This is a genomic window from Desulfocicer vacuolatum DSM 3385 (assembly GCF_900176365.1).
In the GTDB taxonomy this organism is placed as follows: domain Bacteria; phylum Desulfobacterota; class Desulfobacteria; order Desulfobacterales; family Desulfobacteraceae; genus Desulfocicer; species Desulfocicer vacuolatum.
The window spans coordinates 47707-69181 of the sequence record NZ_FWXY01000008.1; the positions used below are offsets into that span (position 1 = coordinate 47707).

The window sequence follows — 21475 nt, forward strand, 5'->3', positions numbered from 1 at the left end:
ATTCACCGTTTTTTTTGTTCCACCGACTCCAGATCCCTCAGGGCAAGGTAAAAAGCACCCACTGCCAGCTGGGCGCAATGCTCTTCATGGGCGGGAAGGGTTTTTAAAAAAGCAGACACATCTTCGTGGGTGATGCTCCACAACGTTTCCATGGATTTATCCTTTGTCAGTTCAATAACGGCATTGGCACAGGCATTGGTGTTGACACATCCGTCAATATCATAGGAGATGGAGGTGATCTTTTTATCTGTTGCCATGATAAAAAACTCCACAGTATCCCCGCACTCTCCGGTGCGTTTGCCATAACCGTCGGCATGGGTCACCCGCTCCTGGTAATCATGTTTTAATGCCATCTCAAGATATTCCAGGGAATGATCCTGCCAGAAATCAATTTTTTTCTGTTCCATCTCTACTCACTCATTTTAAAATATTTAAAGCCATGGTAGGCTTATGTATCCCCTGGGGGATAAAAACATTACTAACACAAACATAGAATATTATCACCGGGTACATTGCTTTTCAAGGAGAATTACCATCCATGTTGCATTTTATCATGGCGATGAAGAAATTTTTTCGGTTGCTGAGACACCATAATATGCATCGGGCACTCATCTTTGTTCTGATTGTCATTGTGGGAGGAAGTGCTCTTTTATGCTATCTTGAAAAAAATCTTACCTTTTTTGATGCCATGTGGTGGTCCATTGTCACCATGACCACAGTGGGGTATGGAGATATTTCTCCTGCAACCCTGGGCGGCAGAATTGTTGCCACCATTGTCATGCTCAGCGGCATTGGTCTCTTGGGTCTTGTGACTGCCACCATTGCCGGAATTGTTATTGAAAACAGATTATTGGAGAAACGAGGAATGAAGCAGACCCACATCGTGGATCATTTTATTATCTGTGGTTGGAACTTCAGGGGTAAAACCATTATTTCAGAAATGAAGGTTGACCCCAAATGCCGGAAGATACCCATTGTGGTCATTGCCGATGTGGATGAGCTTCCGGAACAGGGGGAGCATCTGATTTTCATTAAAGGTCTGGTGGACCGTGAAAGCCTTGAAAAAGCCAATGCACATGCCGCTTCTGCCGCCATTGTATTATCCGACGATGCCCTGGAGACCTATGCCCGGGATGCCAAAGCCATTCTTTCCACCATGACCATTAAAAATCATCATCCAGACCTTTATACCTGCGTGGAACTCATGGACCCTTCCAACATGGAGCATTGCCGGATGGCCAGGGCCGATGAAATCATTGTTGTGGGAGAACTGTCCACAAACCTTCTGGTCCAGGCGGCCCTGGACCACGGCATCACCCGCCTGGTCAGTGAACTGGTGAGCAATAGATACGGCCACGACCTTTACAAACTTAAATGCCCGCCTTATCTTGTGGGCAAATCTTTTTTCCGGGTGATGTGTGACCTCAAGGAAAAGCACAATATCATCTGCATCGGCATTGAAGATGCGTCGGGTACAACATTGACCGCCAACCCTGATAATGACCATATTCTCAATGAAAATGATTTCTTAATGGTCATTTCATGGGACAGACCGGAAATAAGCTAAACCATGGGTCCATTCAACTCTTTGGTATTTGTTATTTTACCGAAAAGCATAAAATTTAACAATACAACCAAGATACCGACCTGGACCCCATGATTAATCAAACAAGGAGAATGCAATGGAAGACAAATTCAGCCTTATTAAAGAATTTTTGCAGGAAATGTCCATCTCAATCATCAAAGAAGACCCGGCAGAAGAGCTTGTGGTGGTGGAAGACGAAGAAAACGGTATTAAAAACATGGTCATTGACTGCGAGGCCCCCATTGTGGTCCTGGAGCAGGTCATCATGAAGGTACCTGGAAAGACAGAACAATTTTACAAAAGACTGCTGCAGCTCAACCGAGAACTGGTCCATGGTGCCTTTGTGTTGGACTCAGATGAGCAATTCGTCATTTTCCGGGACACCCTTCAACTGGAAAACCTTGATAGAAACGAACTTGAAGGTTCCATCCATGCTTTGACCCTGGCACTGTCTGAATATGGTGCAGAACTTCTTGAATATGTTTAATCAATAAAATAAGTGATCAACCGTCTTTTTTTTATAAGAAAGTAATTTTAAGTATCATAATTTCAGACACATACAGAATGATAGAACCCTTGGGATATTTTTATAATAGACTTTCATTATTTGTTGTGATGCAGCGCATCATGGCCGTTATATGAAATACTCCTCAAATCAGAGGCGTATTTCAAGCTTCGTTGTGGGCAAAGCCGGATCATAATACGGTCCGCCGTGGCGGTTATATTGACGGATAAGGGATTCCGGTTTCCTCCCATTATCCCCAAACCCCGGAATATCAAAACATAATCAATTAAGAGGTAAGGAGATATACCATGTCATTTTTCAAAAGATTGTTTAAAGTAGGAGAGTCCAACGCCCATGCAATTGTGGACAAAATGGAAGACCCCATCAAAATGACGGAGCAGGGTATCCGGGATCTTAAAAAAGATCTCACCGCTGCCATGCAGGGCCTTGCCGAAGTAAAAGGCATTGCCATTCGCACCCGAAAAGAAGCAGACAAGAAAAAACATCTGGCCTCGGACTATGAAAGAAAGGCCATGCTGCTGCTTAAAAAAATGCAGAGCAATGAAATGCCGGCTGACGAGGCAGAGCGTCTGGCAACAGAAGCATTGAACCGAAAAGAAGAAAATGCCACAGATGCCCAGCGCCTTGATAAAGAAGCAACGGCCCATGAAACAAGGGCCAATGATCTTCAATCCAAGGTCAATAAACTCAAATCCACCATCACCTCCTATGAAAATGATCTTATTACCTTAAAGGCCCGGGCAAGAACCGCCTCTTCCACCAAAAAAATCAATGCCCAGCTGGCCAACATTGATTCTTCATCCACCATTGGCATGCTGGAAAAAATGAAAGCCCGGGTGGAAGAAGATGAGTCCCTGGCCCAGGCATATGGTGAAGTGGCAAACTCCGGCGGCTCCATTGATTCGGAGATTGATGCGGCCCTGGGTGGTGCAGAAAGTGCTGATGCCTCGGAAAGTCTTCTTGAACTCAAAAAAAGGATGGGGATCTCCTGATCTCTGGAACTCAACCATGGGCTTAATGGATTTTTTAAAAAAAAAAAAAGAGGATAAGGGACCCGATCCCTTGTCGGGTCTTACTCTGGATACCCTGAAAAAAGGTTATTACCTGGATTATGACATGAAGACCTGGGAGGTGATGGCAGCCAATACCTATGACTGGGGTAACCGGGACATCACCTATGAGTGGCAGCTGCAATGCCACGATGATACCCTTTTCCTGGAAATGGAAAATGATGATGAGATGTTCTGGTCCATCAGCCGCAAGGTGGCGCTGCGGAAACTGGATCAGCGCATCATCACAACCCTTAAAAATGGAGGAGATCCACCGGAGACCCTTCCCTTTGAAGGGGAGGTGTTCTACCTGGAAGAGACGGCCGGGGGACATTTTTATGCCAATGGAACAACCCAGGGTCGGGAGATGATCCAGTGGTGCTACGAAGATGATTCAGGAACACGGTATCTCACCATTGAACAATGGGGGGAGACCGAATTTGAGTTGTATCTGGGTAAAAAGGTGGAGGAGTATCAATTTTCTGATATTCTTCCGTCGGGGCAATCTGAGATATAAATTTTTCCTTATAACCGCCACGGGCGGAGCGCATTCTGACCTCGTTCCGCCCACAACAAAGTTAGAAATACTCCCCTGGTTAATGGAGTGTTTTATATAAACGTGCATGTCCTGGAGGACACAACGAATAGTGGGGCGTAGACGCGGAGCCAAATGGTATTATACCGCCGCCCCCCGGATGGGCAATGGGCCCCCCGGACCGGAACTGTAGACAGCACAATTGTCCGGTTCCTATTACCCATCGGAGGGGCGGCTCTGCTGAGGTTGGCTGTGAACATCCAGCACCTAAGGGAGGCAGATCTTATTGATTTACCATTTACAAAATTCAGACCACCATATTTTGTGGGTGACACATTGGATAAACGGTAAACTTAAAACTGCTGACTCCCTAATGCCCGGCACCCAGTACCCAGTACCGGCGTTTTCATATAAAAAAATCACCTTAACTACCCTCTTATCACCCGGATGCTTTCAGGATCTATGGCGAGCTCCACCGTTTCTCCCCTTTCAGGAAGCCTGCCCCGGGCCGGAACATCAAAGGAAAACCAACGCCCAAACAGTGTCTTAATTCGAATTTTCACCACACTTCCCTGAAAAAAAACATCTTCAAGAGTTCCGAAAATTCTGTTTTTTATCTTCTCAGCTTCAACATTTTTTTTTATCTTATTTTGACCATTTTCATTGGTGCATGTATCCGTAGAGCGTTGCTTTGCAGATATTACCCCCCCCCGGGGTCTATGATTGCTGTTATTTAAAAATTTTTCCTGTGATTGATCATGGCCATTGAATGGAACAAGGGTGCCTCCATCGGGCAAAAATAAAAGAGATGCATTATCTTTATGGCCCGCCCTTTCCATGGCAGGCATGGAAAAAAAGGATCTGCCTTGTTCATGGTCAATGCACACCTCCCCTTTGTCCGTAAAGGAGATACCCTTGTTAACAATGTTTTGAAAACCAAGAAAATCAGCCACTGTCCGGCCGGCAGGATGGTTGTAAAGTGCCACCGGAGAATCCACCTGCTCCACCCGGCCCCGATCCATGACGCAGATGCGATGGGCAACGGCAAACGCCTCTTGTTGATCATGGGTAACAAGAATGGTGGTTATGCGGGTTTTATCCAATATGGTGCAAAGATCAGACAACAGACGCTCCCGGAGCAGCCTGTCAAGGGCGGCCAAAGGTTCATCCAGCATGATCAACTCAGGTGCCGGAGCCAGGGTTCTGGCCAGGGCCACCCGCTGGCGTTCACCGCCGGACAGCTCTGAGATGCGCCGTTTTCCATGCATGGGCAATCCCACCAGCTCCAGCATTTCCGCCACTCGATGTTCAATTTCCCCCTTTGTTTTCTTTTTCATTTCCAGTCCAAAGGCAATGTTTTGAAATACATTTCTATGGGGAAACAAGGCGAAATCCTGGAACATCATGCCAAAATTGCGTTCATGGGAAGGAAGCGGCTTGATGTTCCTGCCCCGGAACAGCACCTTACCCCCATGGGAGGCGTCAAGGCCTGCCACAATGCGCAACAGCGTTGTCTTGCCACATCCCGAAGGACCTAAAAGGCAAAGGCGTTCCCCCCGGTCCATGGACAGGGTCACCGAATGGAGGATGGTCTCGCCCCCCATGCAGCTTGAAATATTTTGTAACGACAATTCTTTCATTTCAACTCTCAATTTTTTAAAACCCTTCATGACCCCGGGGTCTGAGTTTTTCAATGACCATGAAACCTGTGGCTGTAACCAGCATTAAAAGGGAAGACACCGCCATGGCCTGACCATAATTGGTGGCTCCGGGCTGGCCCAGAAAACGGTAAATGGCCACAGGAATGGTGGCATACTCGGGCCGGGCCGTGAACAGGGTGGCACCAAATTCGCCAAGACTGACGGTAAAGGCAAATACAGCCCCCACGGTGAGGGCCCGTGCAATGATGGGCAGATCCACATGGACCCAGACCTTTCCGGGTGAGGCCCCCAGCATGCCTGCCGCTTCCCTCAGGGCATGGGGGATGGATCGCAGGGCCGGCAATACCGATCTCACCACAAAGGGAAAGGCCACCAGGGTATGCACCACCGGCACCAGGAAAGGAGATGTCCGAAGGTTCAACGGCGGGGTGTCCAGGGTAATAATCATCCCAAATCCCAGCGTCACAGCAGAGGTGGACAGGGGCAGCATGAACAACGGGTCAAGAAAACGGGCAAAACGCCCCCTGGCCCCATGGATCACCATGGCTGCACATCCCCCCACCGCCAGGGCCATGGCCAGGGTGGCCGTGGCAAACATCAAAGAGTTTCCCATGGCTCTCACAGGCGGCACATAAAATATGGAGCCGGACACATTATAAAAAAGGGAGCGATAAAAAATAAAGGAGAGGCTCCCCTCATACCACAAAGATTTGATAACCAGGGCCAGCATGGGACACAGACAAAAACAGATAATAAATCCCACACATCCCGCCACCATGCTTTTTTCCATCAAACCCCACGGAGGACGGGCAGACAACGTCTCGGTTTCCGGAGAAAATTGAACAAGGCGTTTTTGCAGGCTCGTATAAATCCACATCAGGGCAAAGGTGATCACAATCTGAAGCAAAGAGAGCATTGCAGCCACGGGCAGGTTAAACAGGTGGGCGGCCTGGCGGTAAATCTCCACTTCAATGGTGGAAAATCCCGGTCCCCCCAGAATAAGGATCACCCCAAAACTGGAAAAACAGAAGATGAAAACCAGAAACGAGGCGGCAAAAATTGCCGGTTTTAAAAGAGGCAGTGTTATTTTGAAAAAAATCTGCACAGGCCTTGCCCCCAGCATGGCACCGGCCTCCTTCATCTGGGGACCAATGGCGGACCAGAATCCCACAGTGATACGCAACACCACGGAAAAATTATAAAACATGTGAGCCACAAAAATCATGACAAGGCACTGGTCCGGGGCCATGTTTCCCAGAATCCCTTTCTCTCCGGCCAGGGCCTGGAAGGCGGCAGCCACAACAATGGTGGGCAAAACAAAGGGGATGGTGGCAAGGGTCATGAACACTTTTTTCCACCTGAAATGAAAAGTGGCCATGACATAGGCGCAGGGAAGCGCAATGACAAGCGTCAATGCCGTGGAAACCCCTGCCTGCCACAGGGTGAACCACACAATGCCTGCCATGCGTTTTGATTGAACCACATATCCGGAACTTGACAACGATAATCCCCCCTGGCTGAAAAAACTCTTAAAAAAAATGCCGGCCAAGGGGTAAAAATAGAACAAAGATAAAAACACCAAAGGAATCACCCCGGCCAACACCCCGGGGGAAAGGATAACGCCTTTTTTCATTACAGCATCAACTCCGTCCATTGGCTGAGCCAAAGATCTCTATGGGATTGAATGCGTCCGGGTGAAAGGGTGGCAGGTTCCTTTGTAATGGCGGCGTGTTCCTGAAAAACCTGGGGTAAAGATGCTTTTTTATTGGCAGGAAATACAAACATCTGCAAAGGAATATCTGCCTGAAACGACGGGGAAAGCAGAAAATCCAGCAAGGCCCGGGCAAGGGATTCCTGCTTTGTGCCCTTGAGGATACCGGCAAATTCAATCTGACGAAAGGCAGATCCATGGCCAATGACCACGCCTGTGGGGCTCTGGGCCGGTTTTTCCTTGGCATAAAACACTTCTGCCGCAGGGCTTGAAGCGTAACTCACCACCAGGGGACGGTCACCGTCGGAAGCTGCGGAAAATTTTCCCCAATAGGCCTCTTTCCAGCCGCTGGTGATCAACACATCATTTGCCTTAAGCTGTTTCCAGAATTCAAGATATCCATCTTCTCCAAAACGGCTGACGGTGGCCAAAAGAAAGGCAAGGCCCGGGGATGAGGTGGCCGGATTTTCAATGACCAGCAATCCCTTGTACCGGGGTTTTATCAAATCTTCCAGCATGGTGGGGGGCAGCATGTCATGGTTTTGAAACCACTGCCTGTCGTAATTGATACACACATCTCCGAAATCAACGGGCAAAAGCCCTTGTGAGGGGTCAAGCTTAAGGGCGTCATCCACATGGGAAAGATGAACCGATGGGTGGGGCATGAACATGTCCGCAGCCAGGGCCCGGCTTAAAAAGGTATTGTCAATGCCGTAAAAAACATCGGCAAGTGGGTTGTTTCTGGATAAAATAGCCTTGTTCAGAGCCTCTCCTGCATCTCCTGCCTTTAAGAATATCACCTTGGCATTGTGTTCTTTTTCAAAAAGGGCAATGACCTCAGCGCTGACACTGAAACTGTCATGTGTCATGAGGGTGATCTCTTTTATCTCCCGGGGTTCCGGTGTCTTTACCTCTGTTTCTGATTGCGCTGACGCAGCAGATGGTGACGGGGATGATGTGGTTTCTTTTTTTTCACTGTCCCGGGAACAGCCGCACATGACACACACACTTAACACTAAGAAAAAAACGCCAAAACGTATTTTCATTTTTTATCTCCTTTGCAAAAAAAAACCATTGACCGTTCCGGAACAGGCGGGAACAAATTCAATGGATCGTCATTACGCCTTATCCCTACACCGGCATTCTCCAGATCAGGCAGGCATTTGGTATTCAAACTAAAACCAAACCCGTGGCAAGTCAAGGGATATTCCCCATTTTCAAACATTATAACCCCATTGTTATTTTGATACGACAATTCCAAAATGAGAATTTACATAGCAGGTATTTGCTCTTGACTTAACCCATATAAACGAATAAAATCGAAACGTTATTGAGTGGAGTTGTTAACAGCCATGTACTATAAATGCCCCCGGGCAAGGAGAACACCATGTACGAAATCATAGCCAACCCAGAAGATTATCAAATAGATGACCTGATCAACGGCACCGGAAACGCTCCCATGGAATTTTCCCAGGACGAGCGGCAGAAATGGGCAGCTGAGATCGACGAATTCAGTGAAAAACTCATTGGCTTTTCTGAAAAATCAAAGGAACTGTCCAAGGTTCTGTCCAGTGCAACCACCATTGCAACCACCCCGGCTTCTTTGAAAACCTTAAAAATTCAGTTGTTCAATATCAATGATGCGTTAAACAATGCCCTTGACATTGCCGGGAAACTGGAATCAGACATTATTTCCAAATAACGGGCATGTCCTGGCAGACACAACGAATATAGAAAATGGTATTATGCCGCCCCCCCGAGGGGTAATGGTTCCGGACCGGAACTGTAGACAGCTTGATTGGCCGGTTCCTATTACCCCTCGGGGGGGAGGCTCTTCCGAGGCAAACTTGAAGGCGACCTTTTCACATAACTGCCACGGGCAGACCGTATTCTAATCCGACTCTATAAAAAACATTATACCCCTGCCGACAGACGGCAAAATTTAGATTCCATCTCATTTCTCAATCGTTTTATCTGATTTAATTTTTCCATGAAATGCTTCCCGTTTACACCATTCCCCGACATGAAAATCTGTTTTTGGGCCGGACAAAGATACCAGGTACATACAAAAGGCCGCTCCAGCCGGGACAGAAGACACCCGGTGGGTAAAAGCTTATGACATTGAAGGTGCCCGGTGGGATCTTTGTGCTTGGCAATCTGTCCTGCGGGCAATCTGCCAAAGGCAAAATAAAGGTATAAAAGATCCTTGAAATCATACCAGATGGTGGCTTTTTGACAGCAAATATCCTCACAATTGATGCAGGTGACAGTGCACAGATCATCCATGGGCCGGGACAGACTTTCAAATAGTTCTGAAATCTGCCTTGCATGTTGAACAACCGGATCAAGGGCTGTGGCGTGAACCCTTTTGACGGTATCAAAAAAAAGCGTTATCTCCTGCCACTCTTTCTCATTGTGCCAGGGAATGCATGTTGTTTGACTGGTCATGATAAATTAAGCATCCTTCCGTTACAAATCAGGAACACAGAATAAGATCTATATCCAAAAGCTATAACAGCGTTCAACTGTAGATAAGCAGCGGGATCCTGTCAAGGATGGAATTAATCCCATTGTTATTCATATAACCGCCACGGGCAGACCGTATTCTGATCCGGCTCCGCCCACAACAAAGCTTGAAATACACCCCTGATTTGCGGAGTATTTCATATAAACCGCCACGGGCGGACTTTATTCTGACCCGGTTCCACCCACAACGAAGTTTACATACATCCTTGATTTGCGACGTGTTTCATATAAAAAAAGACTTTGCTCAAATCAAGGGATTTTGCTAAATGTATTTACATTCGTTAACCGATCTGGGAGGCCATATGAACATCAGAAAAATCACATCATTAACCCTGCTCATCAGCTTTGTGCTGCTGATCGTTACTTCTGTTATTTTGTATATTGTTCCCCAAGGAAGAGTGGCCTACTGGGCTGACTGGCATCTTTTGGGCCTGTCCAAGACCCAGTGGGGAAATTTGCACATTAACCTGGGTGTTCTCATGCTCATGGCCGGTTTGCTCCACATTTACTACAATTGGAAACCCGTCACAGCCTATCTTAAAAACAAAGCAAAACAGATGAAGGTGTTTACCCCTTCATTTAACGTGGCCCTGGCCGTCACCCTGTTCACCGCCATTGGCACCTATTATGAAATTCCGCCCATGAGCGTCATTATTTATGTGGGTGAAGCCATCAAGGACAAGGGAGCCGTGAAGTATGGTGAGCCCCCCTATGGCCATGCAGAGTTATCCTCTTTAAAACTGTTTTCCAAAAAACAGGATCTGGATCTGAATAAAAGTCTGCAACTGCTCACGGATGCCGGTTTGTCCGTTACAGGTCCAGAAGAAACCCTTGCCGCCATTGCCAGAGCCAATAACATCACCCCCATGCAGGTGTATGACGTTATTAAGCCGGCTCTGAAGCAAGAAAGAACAGATGTCAACCCCGCCTTTCCTGATTCCCCACCCCCGGGATTCGGAAACATGACCCTTGCGGCTGTATGCAGCCGGTATCACCTGGCAATTCCCACCGTTATCCGGGAATTGAAAAAAAAAAGCATCCATGCAACAGCAGAGCACACCGTCAAAGAAATTGCTAAAAACAATGGCATGGAACCCATGACTGTTTTTGAAGCCCTTAATGGACTTTTTATGAAAAAGTAGCAAGGTGTGGTGGGCCGGGTAAAAGAGATTCTCTCCAAAGCAGATCAAGGCAAATCAAATAGATGAAGCATTCCAGCAAAAACCGACTGATGCCCCGGCACCAGGCATTATTTACCAAAGAAACCCTGTTTGACAAAATCGCAAGGAGCGTATGCCGGGCAGGTACCCTGCCCCGTAAAGAGTTATATGAGGCCTGGGAAACCGCCAGACGGGTGCGACGAAGGTACAAAGGAGGAAGAGTGGTGGATCTTGCCTGCGGCCATGGCCTGCTGGGGCATATCATGCTTATCCTTGATAACACATCGGATCATGCCCTGTGCATTGACAGAAAACTGCCGGACAATGCACGGAAACTCTCCCAGACCTTGCTGACAGACTGGCCCCGGCTGGTGGGAAAAATCCATTTTAAGGAGATGGACATTGAGGACATAACAATTTATTCCCATGATGTGGTGGTGTCGGCCCATGCCTGCGGCAGCCTGACCGATGTGATCATTGACAAGGCGATTATGGGCAATGCCCGGTTGGCGGTGTTGCCCTGCTGCCATAATCTTAAAACCTGCCCCACGGGCAATCTCACCCCATGGATGGAACCTACTTTGGCTGTGGATGCAGTGCGGGCCATGAAACTCCAGTCCCGGGGCTATGACATTTTCACCGCTAAAATCCCCGATACCATAACCCCTAAAAATCGACTGCTCATGGGGCATCCGCGATCCCGTGACGAATAAAATAGTATGGGCTTGGTCATAACGTGGGCCATTTTGTAATGAAACCTTCAGTATAACTAATTAACATCTCTAATTACAGTATTTTTCGGTTGATAAAGTTTGGTCTCACGTATGGTGGCCCAGCTTATGATCATCCCAAACGTATCAACTCCAATCCGATAATCTCTTCCAAATAACAGCCATGGGCAGACCGTATTTTGATCTGGATCTGCCCACAACAAAGTTCGAGACACGCTCCCTTATTTCCGGATTATTTCATATAATCGCCACGGGCGGACCGTATTCTGATCCGGTTCCACCCACAACAAAAATTGAAATACACCCCTGACTCACAGAGTATTTCTTATAAAAAAACAAAGGTTTTAAAAGACCTCACAATGTGTGATTGACCATGAACATTTGCCATTCTGAATAGAAAACAGACTATGGTGAGTTCAAAAAAACAGGAAAAGCATTCCTCATTTACAGCTTAAGGCTATGATCAGGAATTACCGATATCCTTTAAAACTTTTTTGACCAAATTTCCGTCAGCCTGTTTCCCAAAATGTTTCATGACAGCCCCCATGGCCTGCATGGGGCTTTTGAACTTGGAAAAATCGACATTATCCTGTATCCACTGCTTAATTTCAGCAGGGGTGGCCATCTGGGGAAGATAGGTGTTTAAAAGCTCCAGGTAATCCGACGTACTCTGTTTTTTAATTTCAAGCACTGTTTTCTCAGATTTGGCAAATTTACGGATAATATCCAAAATATCATCGTCGGTTATCTCATCAGGGGTCTTCACCCGGGTGGTTTTTTTCCCGCTTTCCAGGGTCATGGAAACGGTAAGATTGGGGTAAGCACCTATGATAAGGCGCATGGTGTCCCGAACATCGGTGTCTTTATGAATCATGGCCTGCTTCATATCCTGACGGATTTTATCGTACAGGGATATTTCCATTGAAGCATTCCATCCATAGGCTGGTATAATATCTGACATTGGCTCTATTTTTCCTTTTTTATAACCGCCACGGGCGGGACCGTATTCCGATCCGGTTCCACCCACAACAAAGCTTGAAAAATACCCCTGATTCACGGAGTATTTCATATAAACTGCCACGGGCATACCCGATTTAGATTTCGATCCGCCCACAACAAACCTTCAAAAATTTGAAAGAACATAGCACAGTAAAAAAAAGTCTGCCATAATGTTGTATTAATAAAACGGCAAAATAAGCCTGTTATTGACATCATGTCCAATGAAGCGTTTAATGGTCCTGTCATTTTTTCAAAAATAGACAAAAATGAGCATGATTCGCTCCCAGGCAAGACCCATAAATCCTTTATTTTATTACCAAAAACGCACACATCCAAACAAAAGAAAGGAATCCATTGATATGACAAAATTTAATAATACCATGGATGTTTTCAAATTATTGGAAAAAACCAATTGCCGCAAATGCAACAAACCCACATGTCTTGCCTTTGCAGCAGCAGTCTTTCAAGGACAGAGATCTTTAAGTGAATGTCCTTTCATTGGTAAAGATATCCTTAAGGCCTATGGGAATAAAAATGATAAAAAAAAATCCGGCCCTGACCGGGATTATGCAAAAGTGATGGCCCGTTTAAAAGAAAATATTAAACAGACGGATCTTAAATCCAGAGCAAAAATACTGGGGGGAAAATTTTCCAATAACCGGTTAACCATCAAAATTCTGGGAAAAGATTTCTCTGTTGATATAAAGGGTGAAATTTCCACGGATATCCATGTCAACCGATGGATTGCTCCGCCTGTGCTAAATTATATTTTGTCAAGCAAGGGCCTTGCATTAACCGAAAAATGGGTGCCCTTTCGGGAGCTTGAAACATCCAAGGATTGGGCCCATTTTTTTGAACACCAATGCGTTAAGCGGTTTAAAAAAATAGCAGATTCAAGCTCATCTTTTTTTGAAAATATCATTGAAATTTTCAACGGCAAACCCGTTGAAAATCATTATGAAGCAGACATTGCCCTGATCATCAAACCGCTGCCGCTGTTGCCCATGCTCATCTGTTACAACAATCCCGAAGAAGAAATGGAGTCGGATTTAAACCTTTTTTTCGACAGTACTGCTGACAAAAATCTGCCAAGTGCCAACATTTACACCCTCAGCACAGGGCTGGCAAATATGCTTGAAAAGCTGGCAATCACCCATGCATAATCGCCACGCCAGTCCTTATTTTGATCCGGCTCTGCCACAAAAAAACTTGAAATCCCCCCTTTGTTTGTGGAGTATTTCATATAACCGCCACGGGCGGACCGCATTCTGACCTCGCTCCGCCCACAACAAAGCTTGAAATACTCCCCTGGTTAACGGAGTATTTCATATAAAAAAAATATTCAATCAAGTGAGATCTAACACAAGGAACACGCTTCAATGTCACACATCAACAATCCCATGGAAATTTATAAATTACTCAATGGTTCCAACTGCAAAGAGTGCAATGAACAGACCTGCCTGGCATTTGCCGTGGCTGTGTTTAAGGAAAAAAAACCGATACATGCATGTCCTCATCTGGATAAAAAAGTGCTTGAGCAGTATGGCGGGGTTGTTGAAAAGCCCAATACCGTTGATGAATATAAAGCAGAAGCCATTGAAATGCTAAAAAGAAAGATATCTTTGATTGATCTTTCCAAAGCAGCCCAACGACTGGGTGCACGATTTTCTGACAACAGGCTGACCATAAAAATTTTTGGTAAAAAATTCAGTATTGACACCAGGGGCAACCTGTCATCTGAAGTTCACATCAATGCATATATGGTGGTACCGGCATTGAATTACATCTTGAACGGATCAGGGAAATCTCCCCAGGGAAACTGGATCACATTCAGAGAGTTAAAGGGTGGGCCTTCCCGGTATGCTCATTTTCAACAACGGTGTGAAAAGCCCCTGAAACGTCTGGCTGATACATACACCGATCTTTTTAAAGATATGCTGGAAATTTTTGATGGGAAAAAAATTGTCAGTAATATTGATTCTGATATTTCAATTATTTTGCATCCTCTGCCGCTTTTTCCCATAATGATTTGTTATTGGAAGCCAGAAGAAGGGCTTGAATCTGCCCTTCACATCTATTTTGATGCCTCATCTGATGATAATCTTGACATTGAGTCCAACTACACCCTTAACGAAGGCATTGCTTTAATGTTTGAAAAAATTGCCCTGCATCATGGTGCTCAGAATCAGTGAGAATTTTTTTTACAAACCCAACAAGTATCTTGTTTGTAAAAAATCAAACCATCATTTGCAATAAAATTTTTTGAAAATTTCAGAGAAATACTAAGAATGAAAAAAAGATGTACATGGTGTGGTAGAGACCCACTATATATGGCTTATCATGATCATGATTGGGGTGTTCCTGTTCACGATGACCGTTTGTTATTTGAATTTTTAACTTTAGAAGGAGCACAGGCTGGCCTGAACTGGTTAACAATCTTAAAAAAACGAGAAAATTACAGAAAAGCGTTTAATTACTTTGATCTCGAGACCATAGCCAACTATTCTCAAAATAACATAGAGCGTCTTTTAGCTGATTCAGGGATTGTACGAAATAGATTAAAAATTGAGTCAACCATCAAGAACGCACGGGGTGTCCTTAAAATCCAGGAGGAAGCAGGCTCATTGGACGCATACCTTTGGCGCTATGTTGAAGGCATTCCCAAACAAAATCAATGGATGTCTATTTCAGAAGTTCCCGTAAAAACAAAAACATCTGAAATGATGAGTAAGGATTTAAAGACACGCGGATTCAATTTTGTGGGTCCAACGATATGTTATGCATTTATGCAGGCAACTGGAATGGTTAACGACCACACAACGGATTGTTTTAGACACAAAGAACTCTACTTCAAAGCTTGAATAACATCGAATAAAAAAATAGTTGAAATAACGAAAATGAAATTTACAAATTTTATTCACGCGGGAATGTATGCCAACGTCCATATCGCTGTGCTGTTTTATTAAAGTGTCTGCTATATTTATTACTTAACTTTCGGGCTTCATTTCAAAGCCGGCATTTTTAAATGCACCGATGGGCTCAGTGTGCCGACGGGATCAGGCTTTTGTTATTGATGTTATCGATCAAGGCTTTTGCCAACGAAAAAAGCCTCGATAATGTCAATAACGAAAGCCAGACCCCACCACGAAATGCGAATACCGAAAGTTGAGTTTATTAAAAATGAGTTTACAATCATTTTTAATGTTGATATGCCTTTTAAATTGATACGCAAAAGGCATGTTTTCCACAAAGCAAGGACCTTGAATCCGAATTGAACAGCAAATTCTAACTTCTAAAAAAATATGATTAGCATCAAAATATACTCAACTATAATTAACCCATAAGTCCGAAGTTATCATTTTCATACCACATGGAAAATTTTTTAATTTAAAAAGAACACATTATATGGTGTCAAGTGAAAGAACTTATGACTGGCGGATAATTAACTCAAATCGAATTAACTAATTTAACCTTTTGGGAAAAACTCCAACCACTATCTCAAGCTTTAACCACATAATGAAAATGCAAAGAATGGCATCCATGATCAAACACTTATGCGTTACAATTATCTTATTTTTCATATATTTTTGTGTATCACCGCCTGGAATTAACGCCAATCCTTCGGATAATATATTACGTTTCGGATACCATATCAGTCAAATGGGAAATTTTGATCCCCATCTGGCCACAGCCTCCCAAGACCGAATTATGGCAGACCTCATATTTAACGGCCTTTTAAGGTATGTACCGGGACAGGTTCCAAAAATTGAACCGGATCTGGCAAAGGAAATGCCGACGTTCCACATGGTCAATGGAAAATATGTGTGCCGGATTTTACTCAAAAAAGGCGTCATGTTCCATGCCGCCCCCAATATCCCCTCCCATGAGCTGACCGCCGACGATGTGGTTTACTCTCTGAATAAATCCGCAGACATAAAAAAATCTGCCTATGCCAGCAATTATGCAGGCATGACTGTGAAAAAAACCGGACGATACGCCATTAAAATTATCATTGAGCCTCCTTTATCCACGCTTCTATTCCTTCCCAAACTCACAGACTACGGAGGCGGATTCATTGTCAGCAAAAAAATAATAACAACCATGGGGTATAATCAATTTAAAAAACATCCGGTGGGCACTGGTCCCTTTGCTTTCAAAAGATATCTGCCCGGCAAAAAAGTGGAACTGACAGCCCATAAAGATTATTTCAGAGGGACGCCGAAACTTCACGGAATCACTTTTCACCTCATGCCCGAATTAAAGGATCGTGAAGCAGCTCTATGCAACGGCGAACTGGACATTATCACAGGTTCCGGGAAAAAAGGGTGGGTTGAGTCAATAAAAAACAATTCAAAAGAAATAGAAATTGACACCCACGGCGTGGGGGAGATGGGAATCGTTTTTTTAAACACCCAGGTAAAACCCATGGATGACATCCGGGTCCGCAAGGCCATTGCATATGCCCTGAACCGGAAAATATTTCTCCAGGCAACGTCGAAACTGATTTCAGGGCCTGTTTTTTCTCCCGTCCCCACCGTATTTTTGCCAGGTGGGCTCTCGGAATCAAATGTCCGTGAATTGGGCCTGGACTATGTCCAAAACTTGGAAAAGGCAAAACAGCTGCTTGACCAGGCAGGATACTCCCAGGGATTCACCCTGGACCTGGTGACATCTGAAAAGCGCCTTTTTCAAACCAACTATATGATTTTAAAGCAGCAATTGTCGCAGATTGGCATTAATTGTCATGTTAAAGTCGTCTCCCATCGGGATATGCACAAAAGCATCAGAGATAAGAAAAACCCCAAAGGCATTGTTTTCTATGTAGCATGGCGGCCCAATGCAGATGCATATCTGTCCCAGTTTTTCCATTCACACTTCATCCCCGCTGCGGGGGAAAAAACAGGTACTAATTTTTCCTATTATAACAAAATAGATAAACTCATCGAAGATGCCCGATGTGAAATTGATTTGGAACGACAATCTCATCTCTGGAGCCAGGCTCAAATAAAGATTCTAAACGATATGGCAGCCCTGCCACTGATGTATACGCTCCAAATCTACGCCAGAAAACCCTGGCTTGATTATGGTCATCCCATTGAATCGAGCATGGCATTGTATCCCCAGTTCACAGAAAAAACCTGTTTCTTGAAATAATAACCCAAAAAGATACAACATGAATTCCGGCAGGCAATGGCGGTGATATGGGAAAAACTTGGTTAAAAATAAAAAAAGGGGTTACAGCATAATCACTGTAACCCCTTGAAATCTTTGGAGCCGATGAGCAGAGTCGAACTGCTGGCTTGCTGATTACGAATCAGCTACTCTACCAACTGAGTTACATCGGCATTTGAATGTGTGAGTACCTTTAATGCTTATGACGTCTAAAATCAAGAAAAAAATGAAAAATACCATCTTTAAAAATATAAAAAACTCAAAAGTCAACCTGGAACTCACAGGAATGAATGGGTCTGAAAAGGGCTTTGTGGTGTCACAGCTGTGTCAAGAAATGGATAGAAATATTGTGGTAATTTTACCTGACCATAAAAAAGCTGTGCGTTTCATGGAAGACCTTTCCTTTTTTGTGCCGGAAAAGGCATCAGATCTTCTCTATTTTCCGGGGTATCATATCCTGCCCTTTAAATCCCTCTCCTACCATGGCGGCACAGCTGCCAGACGTCTGGCAGTTTTAACTCATCTGATTTCAGGCCGGGCCCATCACCTGGTGATCACCAGTGTGGATACCCTCATGCAAAAATTGATCCCCAAAACAATTATTGCCAACGCCCAGGAGCTTATTCTCAACGGTGAAGACATTGACCGGGATCTTTTAATTGCAAGACTCAATGCCGGAGGATATCAACGCACTTCTCTTGTGGAAGAACCCGGGGATTATTCTGTGCGTGGGGGAATCATGGATATTTTTTCCCCAAACTATGAGTTTCCCCTGCGCCTGGATCTCATGGGGGATATGGTGGAATCCCTGCGTTTTTTTTCCCCCATTTCCCAGAGGGGCACCAGGGAACTCACAGAAGCCATCATCATCCCGGCCAACGAAGCTGTGGTGGCGAGAACAGAGCTTACCCATGTTCTGGGACGATTGCGCCAGGCCGCCTCGGAATCGGACATTGGCACCGCTAAAATGAGAGAATATGTGGAACGCACCAAGGAAGAAGGACGCTTTCCCGGCATGGAAAGCATGCTCTCCATTGTGTATCCCCAATTGGATTCTTTTTTTGATTATGCCGGCAATGATGCCTTATTTGTCATGGATGAACCGGATGTGCTTGAGCAGGCAGCCCATAAATTTGAAAAAAGCGCCCAAGATAACTTTGACACGGCCCGGAATGAAAACAGGCTCTGTGTGGCACCGGAAAGCATCTATATGACCTGGGAAGATGTGACAACCCATATTTCCGACAAAAAAACCATGGCCCTTAAGGCCCTTGATATCCAAAAAAATTCCCCAAAAGCCCCCCGGGTCCAGGTGATGCATCCCGGATTCCAAAACAATGCCATGCTGTCCTCGGAGCTGAAAAGAGAAGACCGCCACGAAAATATTTTATTGCCCCTGGCAAAATGGCTCCAGGAAAAACAAGATCTTGGTATGGCAGCCATGATGGTGTGCACAAGCGATGTCCAGGCCACCCGCATTGTGTCACTTTTACAGCCCTATGGCATTATTCCGTCCCGCCTGGAGCAATTTCCCCATGAACGCCGCCCGGCTCCCGGTATCTTTTGTGTGGTGGGCAATATTTCTTCCGGATTTGTGCATAGCAAAGAAGGCTTGGCACTTATCACGGATCAAGAAATTTTCGGGGCCAAGAAAAGAATCAGAAAACCCGGTACCCGCCGGGCAAAAACCCATTTTATCACCCCGGAAGAGCTTAAAGAAGGCGATATTGTGGTCCATGTGGAGCACGGTCTGGGCCGGTATGAAGGCTTGCGAACCATTGCCATGGAAGGGATTTCCGGAGATTTCATCCTCATTTCCTACCGGGATGAAGACCGCCTGTATCTACCTGTGGATCGCATGGAGATGGTGGAAAAATATGTGGGGGTGGAGGGCTACGCTCCAATCCTGGATAAAATCGGCGGTAAGACATGGGGAAAAGCCCGGGCCAAGGCCAAAAAAGAAGTGGAAAAAATGGCCGGGGAGCTTTTAAAAATATATGCTGAAAGACGCGTAAACAAAGGGCATGCCTTCAGCCCTTCTGATACCTATTACAATGACTTTGAAGCCGCCTTTCCCTATGATGAAACCCCGGATCAACTCAAAGCCATTGATGATGTTCTCACAGACATGGAAAATGAAACTCCCATGGACCGTTTAGTGTGCGGAGATGTGGGATATGGAAAAACAGAAGTGGCCATAAGGGCTACCTTTAAAGCCGTCAATGACGGAAAACAGGTGGCCGTGGTGGTGCCCACCACCATTCTGGCGGAGCAGCATCTTCACACTTTCAGGGAACGATTTGCCGCCTACCCGGTGACTGTGGAAGCCCTGTCTCGATTCCGCACCGCAGCAGAACAGCGCAAAATACTGACAAACCTTGCACAGGGCCGCACCGATGTGGTCATTGGAACCCATCGCCTGCTCCAGAAGGATGTCCACTTTAAGGCCATGGGACTTTTGGTCATTGATGAAGAGCAGCGTTTTGGCGTAAAACATAAAGAGGCCCTGAAAAAAAGAAGAACCACCATTGATGTGCTGGCCCTCACAGCCACCCCCATCCCAAGAACCCTTCACATGTCACTCACCGGCATGCGGGACATCAGCGTGATCTCAACGCCGCCTGAGGATCGCCAGCCCATTGTTTCCTACATTTCAGAATATGATGATTCCATTGTTGCCGATGCTGTCAAGCGGGAGATTGCCCGGGGAGGGCAAATTTTTTTCATACACAATGAGATTAAAACCATTTTTAAAATTGCAGAAAACCTGGAAAAATTAATTCCCCAGCTCAGACTTGGCGTGGCCCACGGCAGGCTTTCGGAAAGCAATCTGGAAAAAGTGATGCTCCAGTTTATTAATAAAGAGATAGATCTTCTGGTGTGCACCACCATTGTGGAATCTGGATTGGACATCCCGTCGGCCAACACCATGATTATAAACAAGGCGGATCGCTTTGGTCTGGCCCAGATCTATCAGCTCAGGGGCCGCATTGGCCGGGGGGATGAGCAGGCCTATGCATACATGTTTATCCCCGACGAAAATCGCCTCACCCGGGATGCAAAAAAACGCCTGGCCGCCCTCATGGAACATCGGGATCTTGGGTCTGGTTTTCAGATTGCCATGAAAGACCTCCAGATCCGGGGCTCCGGCTCCGCCCTGGGGGGGGCACAGTCCGGTCACATTGCTGCGGTGGGATATGACATGTTTTTAAAACTTCTGGATGAGGCCGTGTCTGACCTCAAGGGAACCCCTGTGGTGGAATCCCTGGAACCGGAAATCAACATTGCCATGTCTGCCCATATTTCAGATGAGTATGTCAAGTCCATTGAGCAGCGCCTCACCGTTTATCGACGTCTCTCCCAGATGACCGAGCCTGCCCAGGTACTGGCCATGCAAAAAGAACTCATTGACCGGTTTGGTAAGTTGCCCGAAGAGGGGGTGAACATGCTCTTTAAAATCATGTTACGGGTGCTCAGCATTAAGGCGGGGGTTAAAAAAATGGATATCACCAACACCGGCATCTCCATGGTATTTTCAGATCTTCACCAGAAGAAGTCTTCAGGCCTGGCCGGGGCTGTATCACAGATTTCTCTGCCCCATAAATTCACATCGGAAAATGTGTTGAAAATTACTGTGGGAACCCGGATTAAAAAAATTACCAAAGCCCTGGTGGAGGCACGAAAAATCTTAAAGCTCATTGCGGCCCGGGTAAATTAAGGCTCCTCGCATAAAAAAATCTTGAAACAGACGGTTGCCCGTGTTAACACATATTGTTTATGGTTTTCCATCCGAGAATCATTTTTTTTCCAGGCAAAACTA

General features: G+C 45.6%; 18 protein-coding genes and 1 tRNA gene. 12 read left to right on the top strand and 7 right to left on the bottom strand.

Annotated elements, in window-relative coordinates; genetic code table 11:
• Positions 1-2: 2 nt before the first annotated feature.
• Positions 3-407, bottom strand: a complete 405-nt coding sequence (locus tag B9A32_RS08885) for an iron-sulfur cluster assembly scaffold protein (RefSeq protein ID WP_084068480.1) — start codon at positions 405-407, stop codon at positions 3-5.
• A gap of 131 nt (positions 408-538) precedes the next feature.
• Here B9A32_RS08885 and B9A32_RS08890 point away from each other — a divergent pair, with 131 nt between their 5' ends.
• The 4 genes from B9A32_RS08890 (at position 539) to B9A32_RS08905 (ending at position 3677) form a co-directional block, all read left to right on the top strand.
• Positions 539-1567: a potassium channel family protein gene (locus B9A32_RS08890; RefSeq protein WP_084068483.1), complete on the top strand. Its 1029-nt coding sequence runs from the start codon at positions 539-541 to the stop codon at positions 1565-1567.
• 115 nt (positions 1568-1682) lie between these two features.
• On the top strand, positions 1683-2072 hold the full coding sequence (locus tag B9A32_RS08895; RefSeq protein ID WP_084068486.1) for a YbjN domain-containing protein: 390 nt from the start codon (positions 1683-1685) through the stop codon (positions 2070-2072).
• A 326-nt stretch (positions 2073-2398) separates the two neighbouring features.
• Positions 2399-3103, top strand: a complete 705-nt coding sequence (locus tag B9A32_RS08900; RefSeq protein WP_084068489.1) for a PspA/IM30 family protein — start codon at positions 2399-2401, stop codon at positions 3101-3103.
• A complete protein-coding gene (locus tag B9A32_RS08905; RefSeq protein WP_170923767.1) occupies positions 3072-3677 on the top strand; it encodes a DUF4178 domain-containing protein in 606 nt (201 codons plus the stop codon). Before B9A32_RS08900 ends, B9A32_RS08905 begins: the two co-directional genes overlap by 32 nt.
• 446 nt (positions 3678-4123) lie before the next feature.
• Here B9A32_RS08905 and B9A32_RS08915 read toward each other — a convergent pair whose 3' ends face one another.
• The 3 genes from B9A32_RS08915 to B9A32_RS08925 are packed head-to-tail and all read right to left on the bottom strand — an operon-like array spanning position 4124 to position 8113.
• The gene (locus tag B9A32_RS08915; RefSeq protein ID WP_084068497.1) at positions 4124-5365 is read right to left on the bottom strand and encodes an ABC transporter ATP-binding protein; all 1242 of its coding nucleotides are present in this window, start codon (positions 5363-5365) and stop codon (positions 4124-4126) included.
• Complete coding sequence (locus B9A32_RS08920) at positions 5352-6989, bottom strand: ABC transporter permease (RefSeq protein ID WP_232367096.1); 1638 nt, start codon at positions 6987-6989, stop codon at positions 5352-5354. Before B9A32_RS08920 ends, B9A32_RS08915 begins: the two co-directional genes overlap by 14 nt.
• The gene (locus B9A32_RS08925; protein WP_084068502.1) at positions 6989-8113 is read right to left on the bottom strand and encodes a thiamine ABC transporter substrate-binding protein; all 1125 of its coding nucleotides are present in this window, start codon (positions 8111-8113) and stop codon (positions 6989-6991) included. The genes B9A32_RS08920 and B9A32_RS08925 overlap by 1 nt, the downstream gene beginning before the upstream one ends.
• Positions 8114-8454: 341 nt before the next feature.
• Between B9A32_RS08925 and B9A32_RS08935 the strand changes: the two genes are divergently transcribed.
• A complete protein-coding gene (locus B9A32_RS08935) occupies positions 8455-8769 on the top strand; it encodes a hypothetical protein (protein ID WP_084068507.1) in 315 nt (104 codons plus the stop codon).
• 212 nt (positions 8770-8981) lie between these two features.
• Here B9A32_RS08935 and B9A32_RS08940 read toward each other — a convergent pair whose 3' ends face one another.
• Positions 8982-9515, bottom strand: a complete 534-nt coding sequence (locus tag B9A32_RS08940; protein ID WP_084068510.1) for a hypothetical protein — start codon at positions 9513-9515, stop codon at positions 8982-8984.
• Between the two features lie 380 nt (positions 9516-9895).
• Between B9A32_RS08940 and B9A32_RS08945 the strand changes: the two genes are divergently transcribed.
• Positions 9896-10735 (top strand): DUF4405 domain-containing protein, encoded by an 840-nt coding sequence (locus B9A32_RS08945; protein WP_084068718.1) that lies wholly within the window; start codon positions 9896-9898, stop codon positions 10733-10735.
• A gap of 62 nt (positions 10736-10797) precedes the next feature.
• Positions 10798-11466 (top strand): methyltransferase, encoded by a 669-nt coding sequence (locus tag B9A32_RS08950; RefSeq protein ID WP_084068513.1) that lies wholly within the window; start codon positions 10798-10800, stop codon positions 11464-11466.
• A gap of 481 nt (positions 11467-11947) precedes the next feature.
• Here B9A32_RS08950 and B9A32_RS08955 read toward each other — a convergent pair whose 3' ends face one another.
• Positions 11948-12553 (bottom strand): GatB/YqeY domain-containing protein, encoded by a 606-nt coding sequence (locus tag B9A32_RS08955; protein ID WP_232367097.1) that lies wholly within the window; start codon positions 12551-12553, stop codon positions 11948-11950.
• Positions 12554-12842: 289 nt separating this feature from the next.
• Here B9A32_RS08955 and B9A32_RS08960 point away from each other — a divergent pair, with 289 nt between their 5' ends.
• The 4 genes from B9A32_RS08960 to B9A32_RS08975 all read left to right on the top strand — a co-directional run bounded on the left by B9A32_RS08960 (position 12843) and on the right by B9A32_RS08975 (position 17637).
• Positions 12843-13646 (top strand): DUF3786 domain-containing protein, encoded by an 804-nt coding sequence (locus tag B9A32_RS08960; RefSeq protein WP_170923768.1) that lies wholly within the window; start codon positions 12843-12845, stop codon positions 13644-13646.
• 216 nt (positions 13647-13862) lie between these two features.
• Positions 13863-14675 carry a DUF3786 domain-containing protein gene (locus B9A32_RS08965; protein WP_084068518.1) on the top strand — a complete coding sequence of 271 codons (813 nt, stop codon included), beginning with the start codon at positions 13863-13865 and terminating at the stop codon, positions 14673-14675.
• Between the two features lie 96 nt (positions 14676-14771).
• Entirely contained in the window at positions 14772-15344 is a 573-nt protein-coding gene (locus B9A32_RS08970; protein ID WP_084068521.1) for a DNA-3-methyladenine glycosylase I, read from the top strand.
• A gap of 799 nt (positions 15345-16143) precedes the next feature.
• The gene (locus B9A32_RS08975; protein WP_170923769.1) at positions 16144-17637 is read left to right on the top strand and encodes an ABC transporter substrate-binding protein; all 1494 of its coding nucleotides are present in this window, start codon (positions 16144-16146) and stop codon (positions 17635-17637) included.
• Positions 17638-17752: 115 nt separating this feature from the next.
• On the opposite strand, the gene B9A32_RS08980 is transcribed toward B9A32_RS08975, so the two are convergent.
• Positions 17753-17828, bottom strand: a tRNA-Thr gene (locus tag B9A32_RS08980).
• Positions 17829-17881: 53 nt separating this feature from the next.
• On the opposite strand from B9A32_RS08980, the gene mfd reads away from it, so the two are divergent.
• Positions 17882-21373, top strand: coding sequence for a transcription-repair coupling factor (mfd, locus tag B9A32_RS08985; RefSeq protein ID WP_084068526.1), 3492 nt, complete (start codon positions 17882-17884; stop codon positions 21371-21373).
• The last annotated feature ends 102 nt before the right edge of the window (positions 21374-21475 follow it).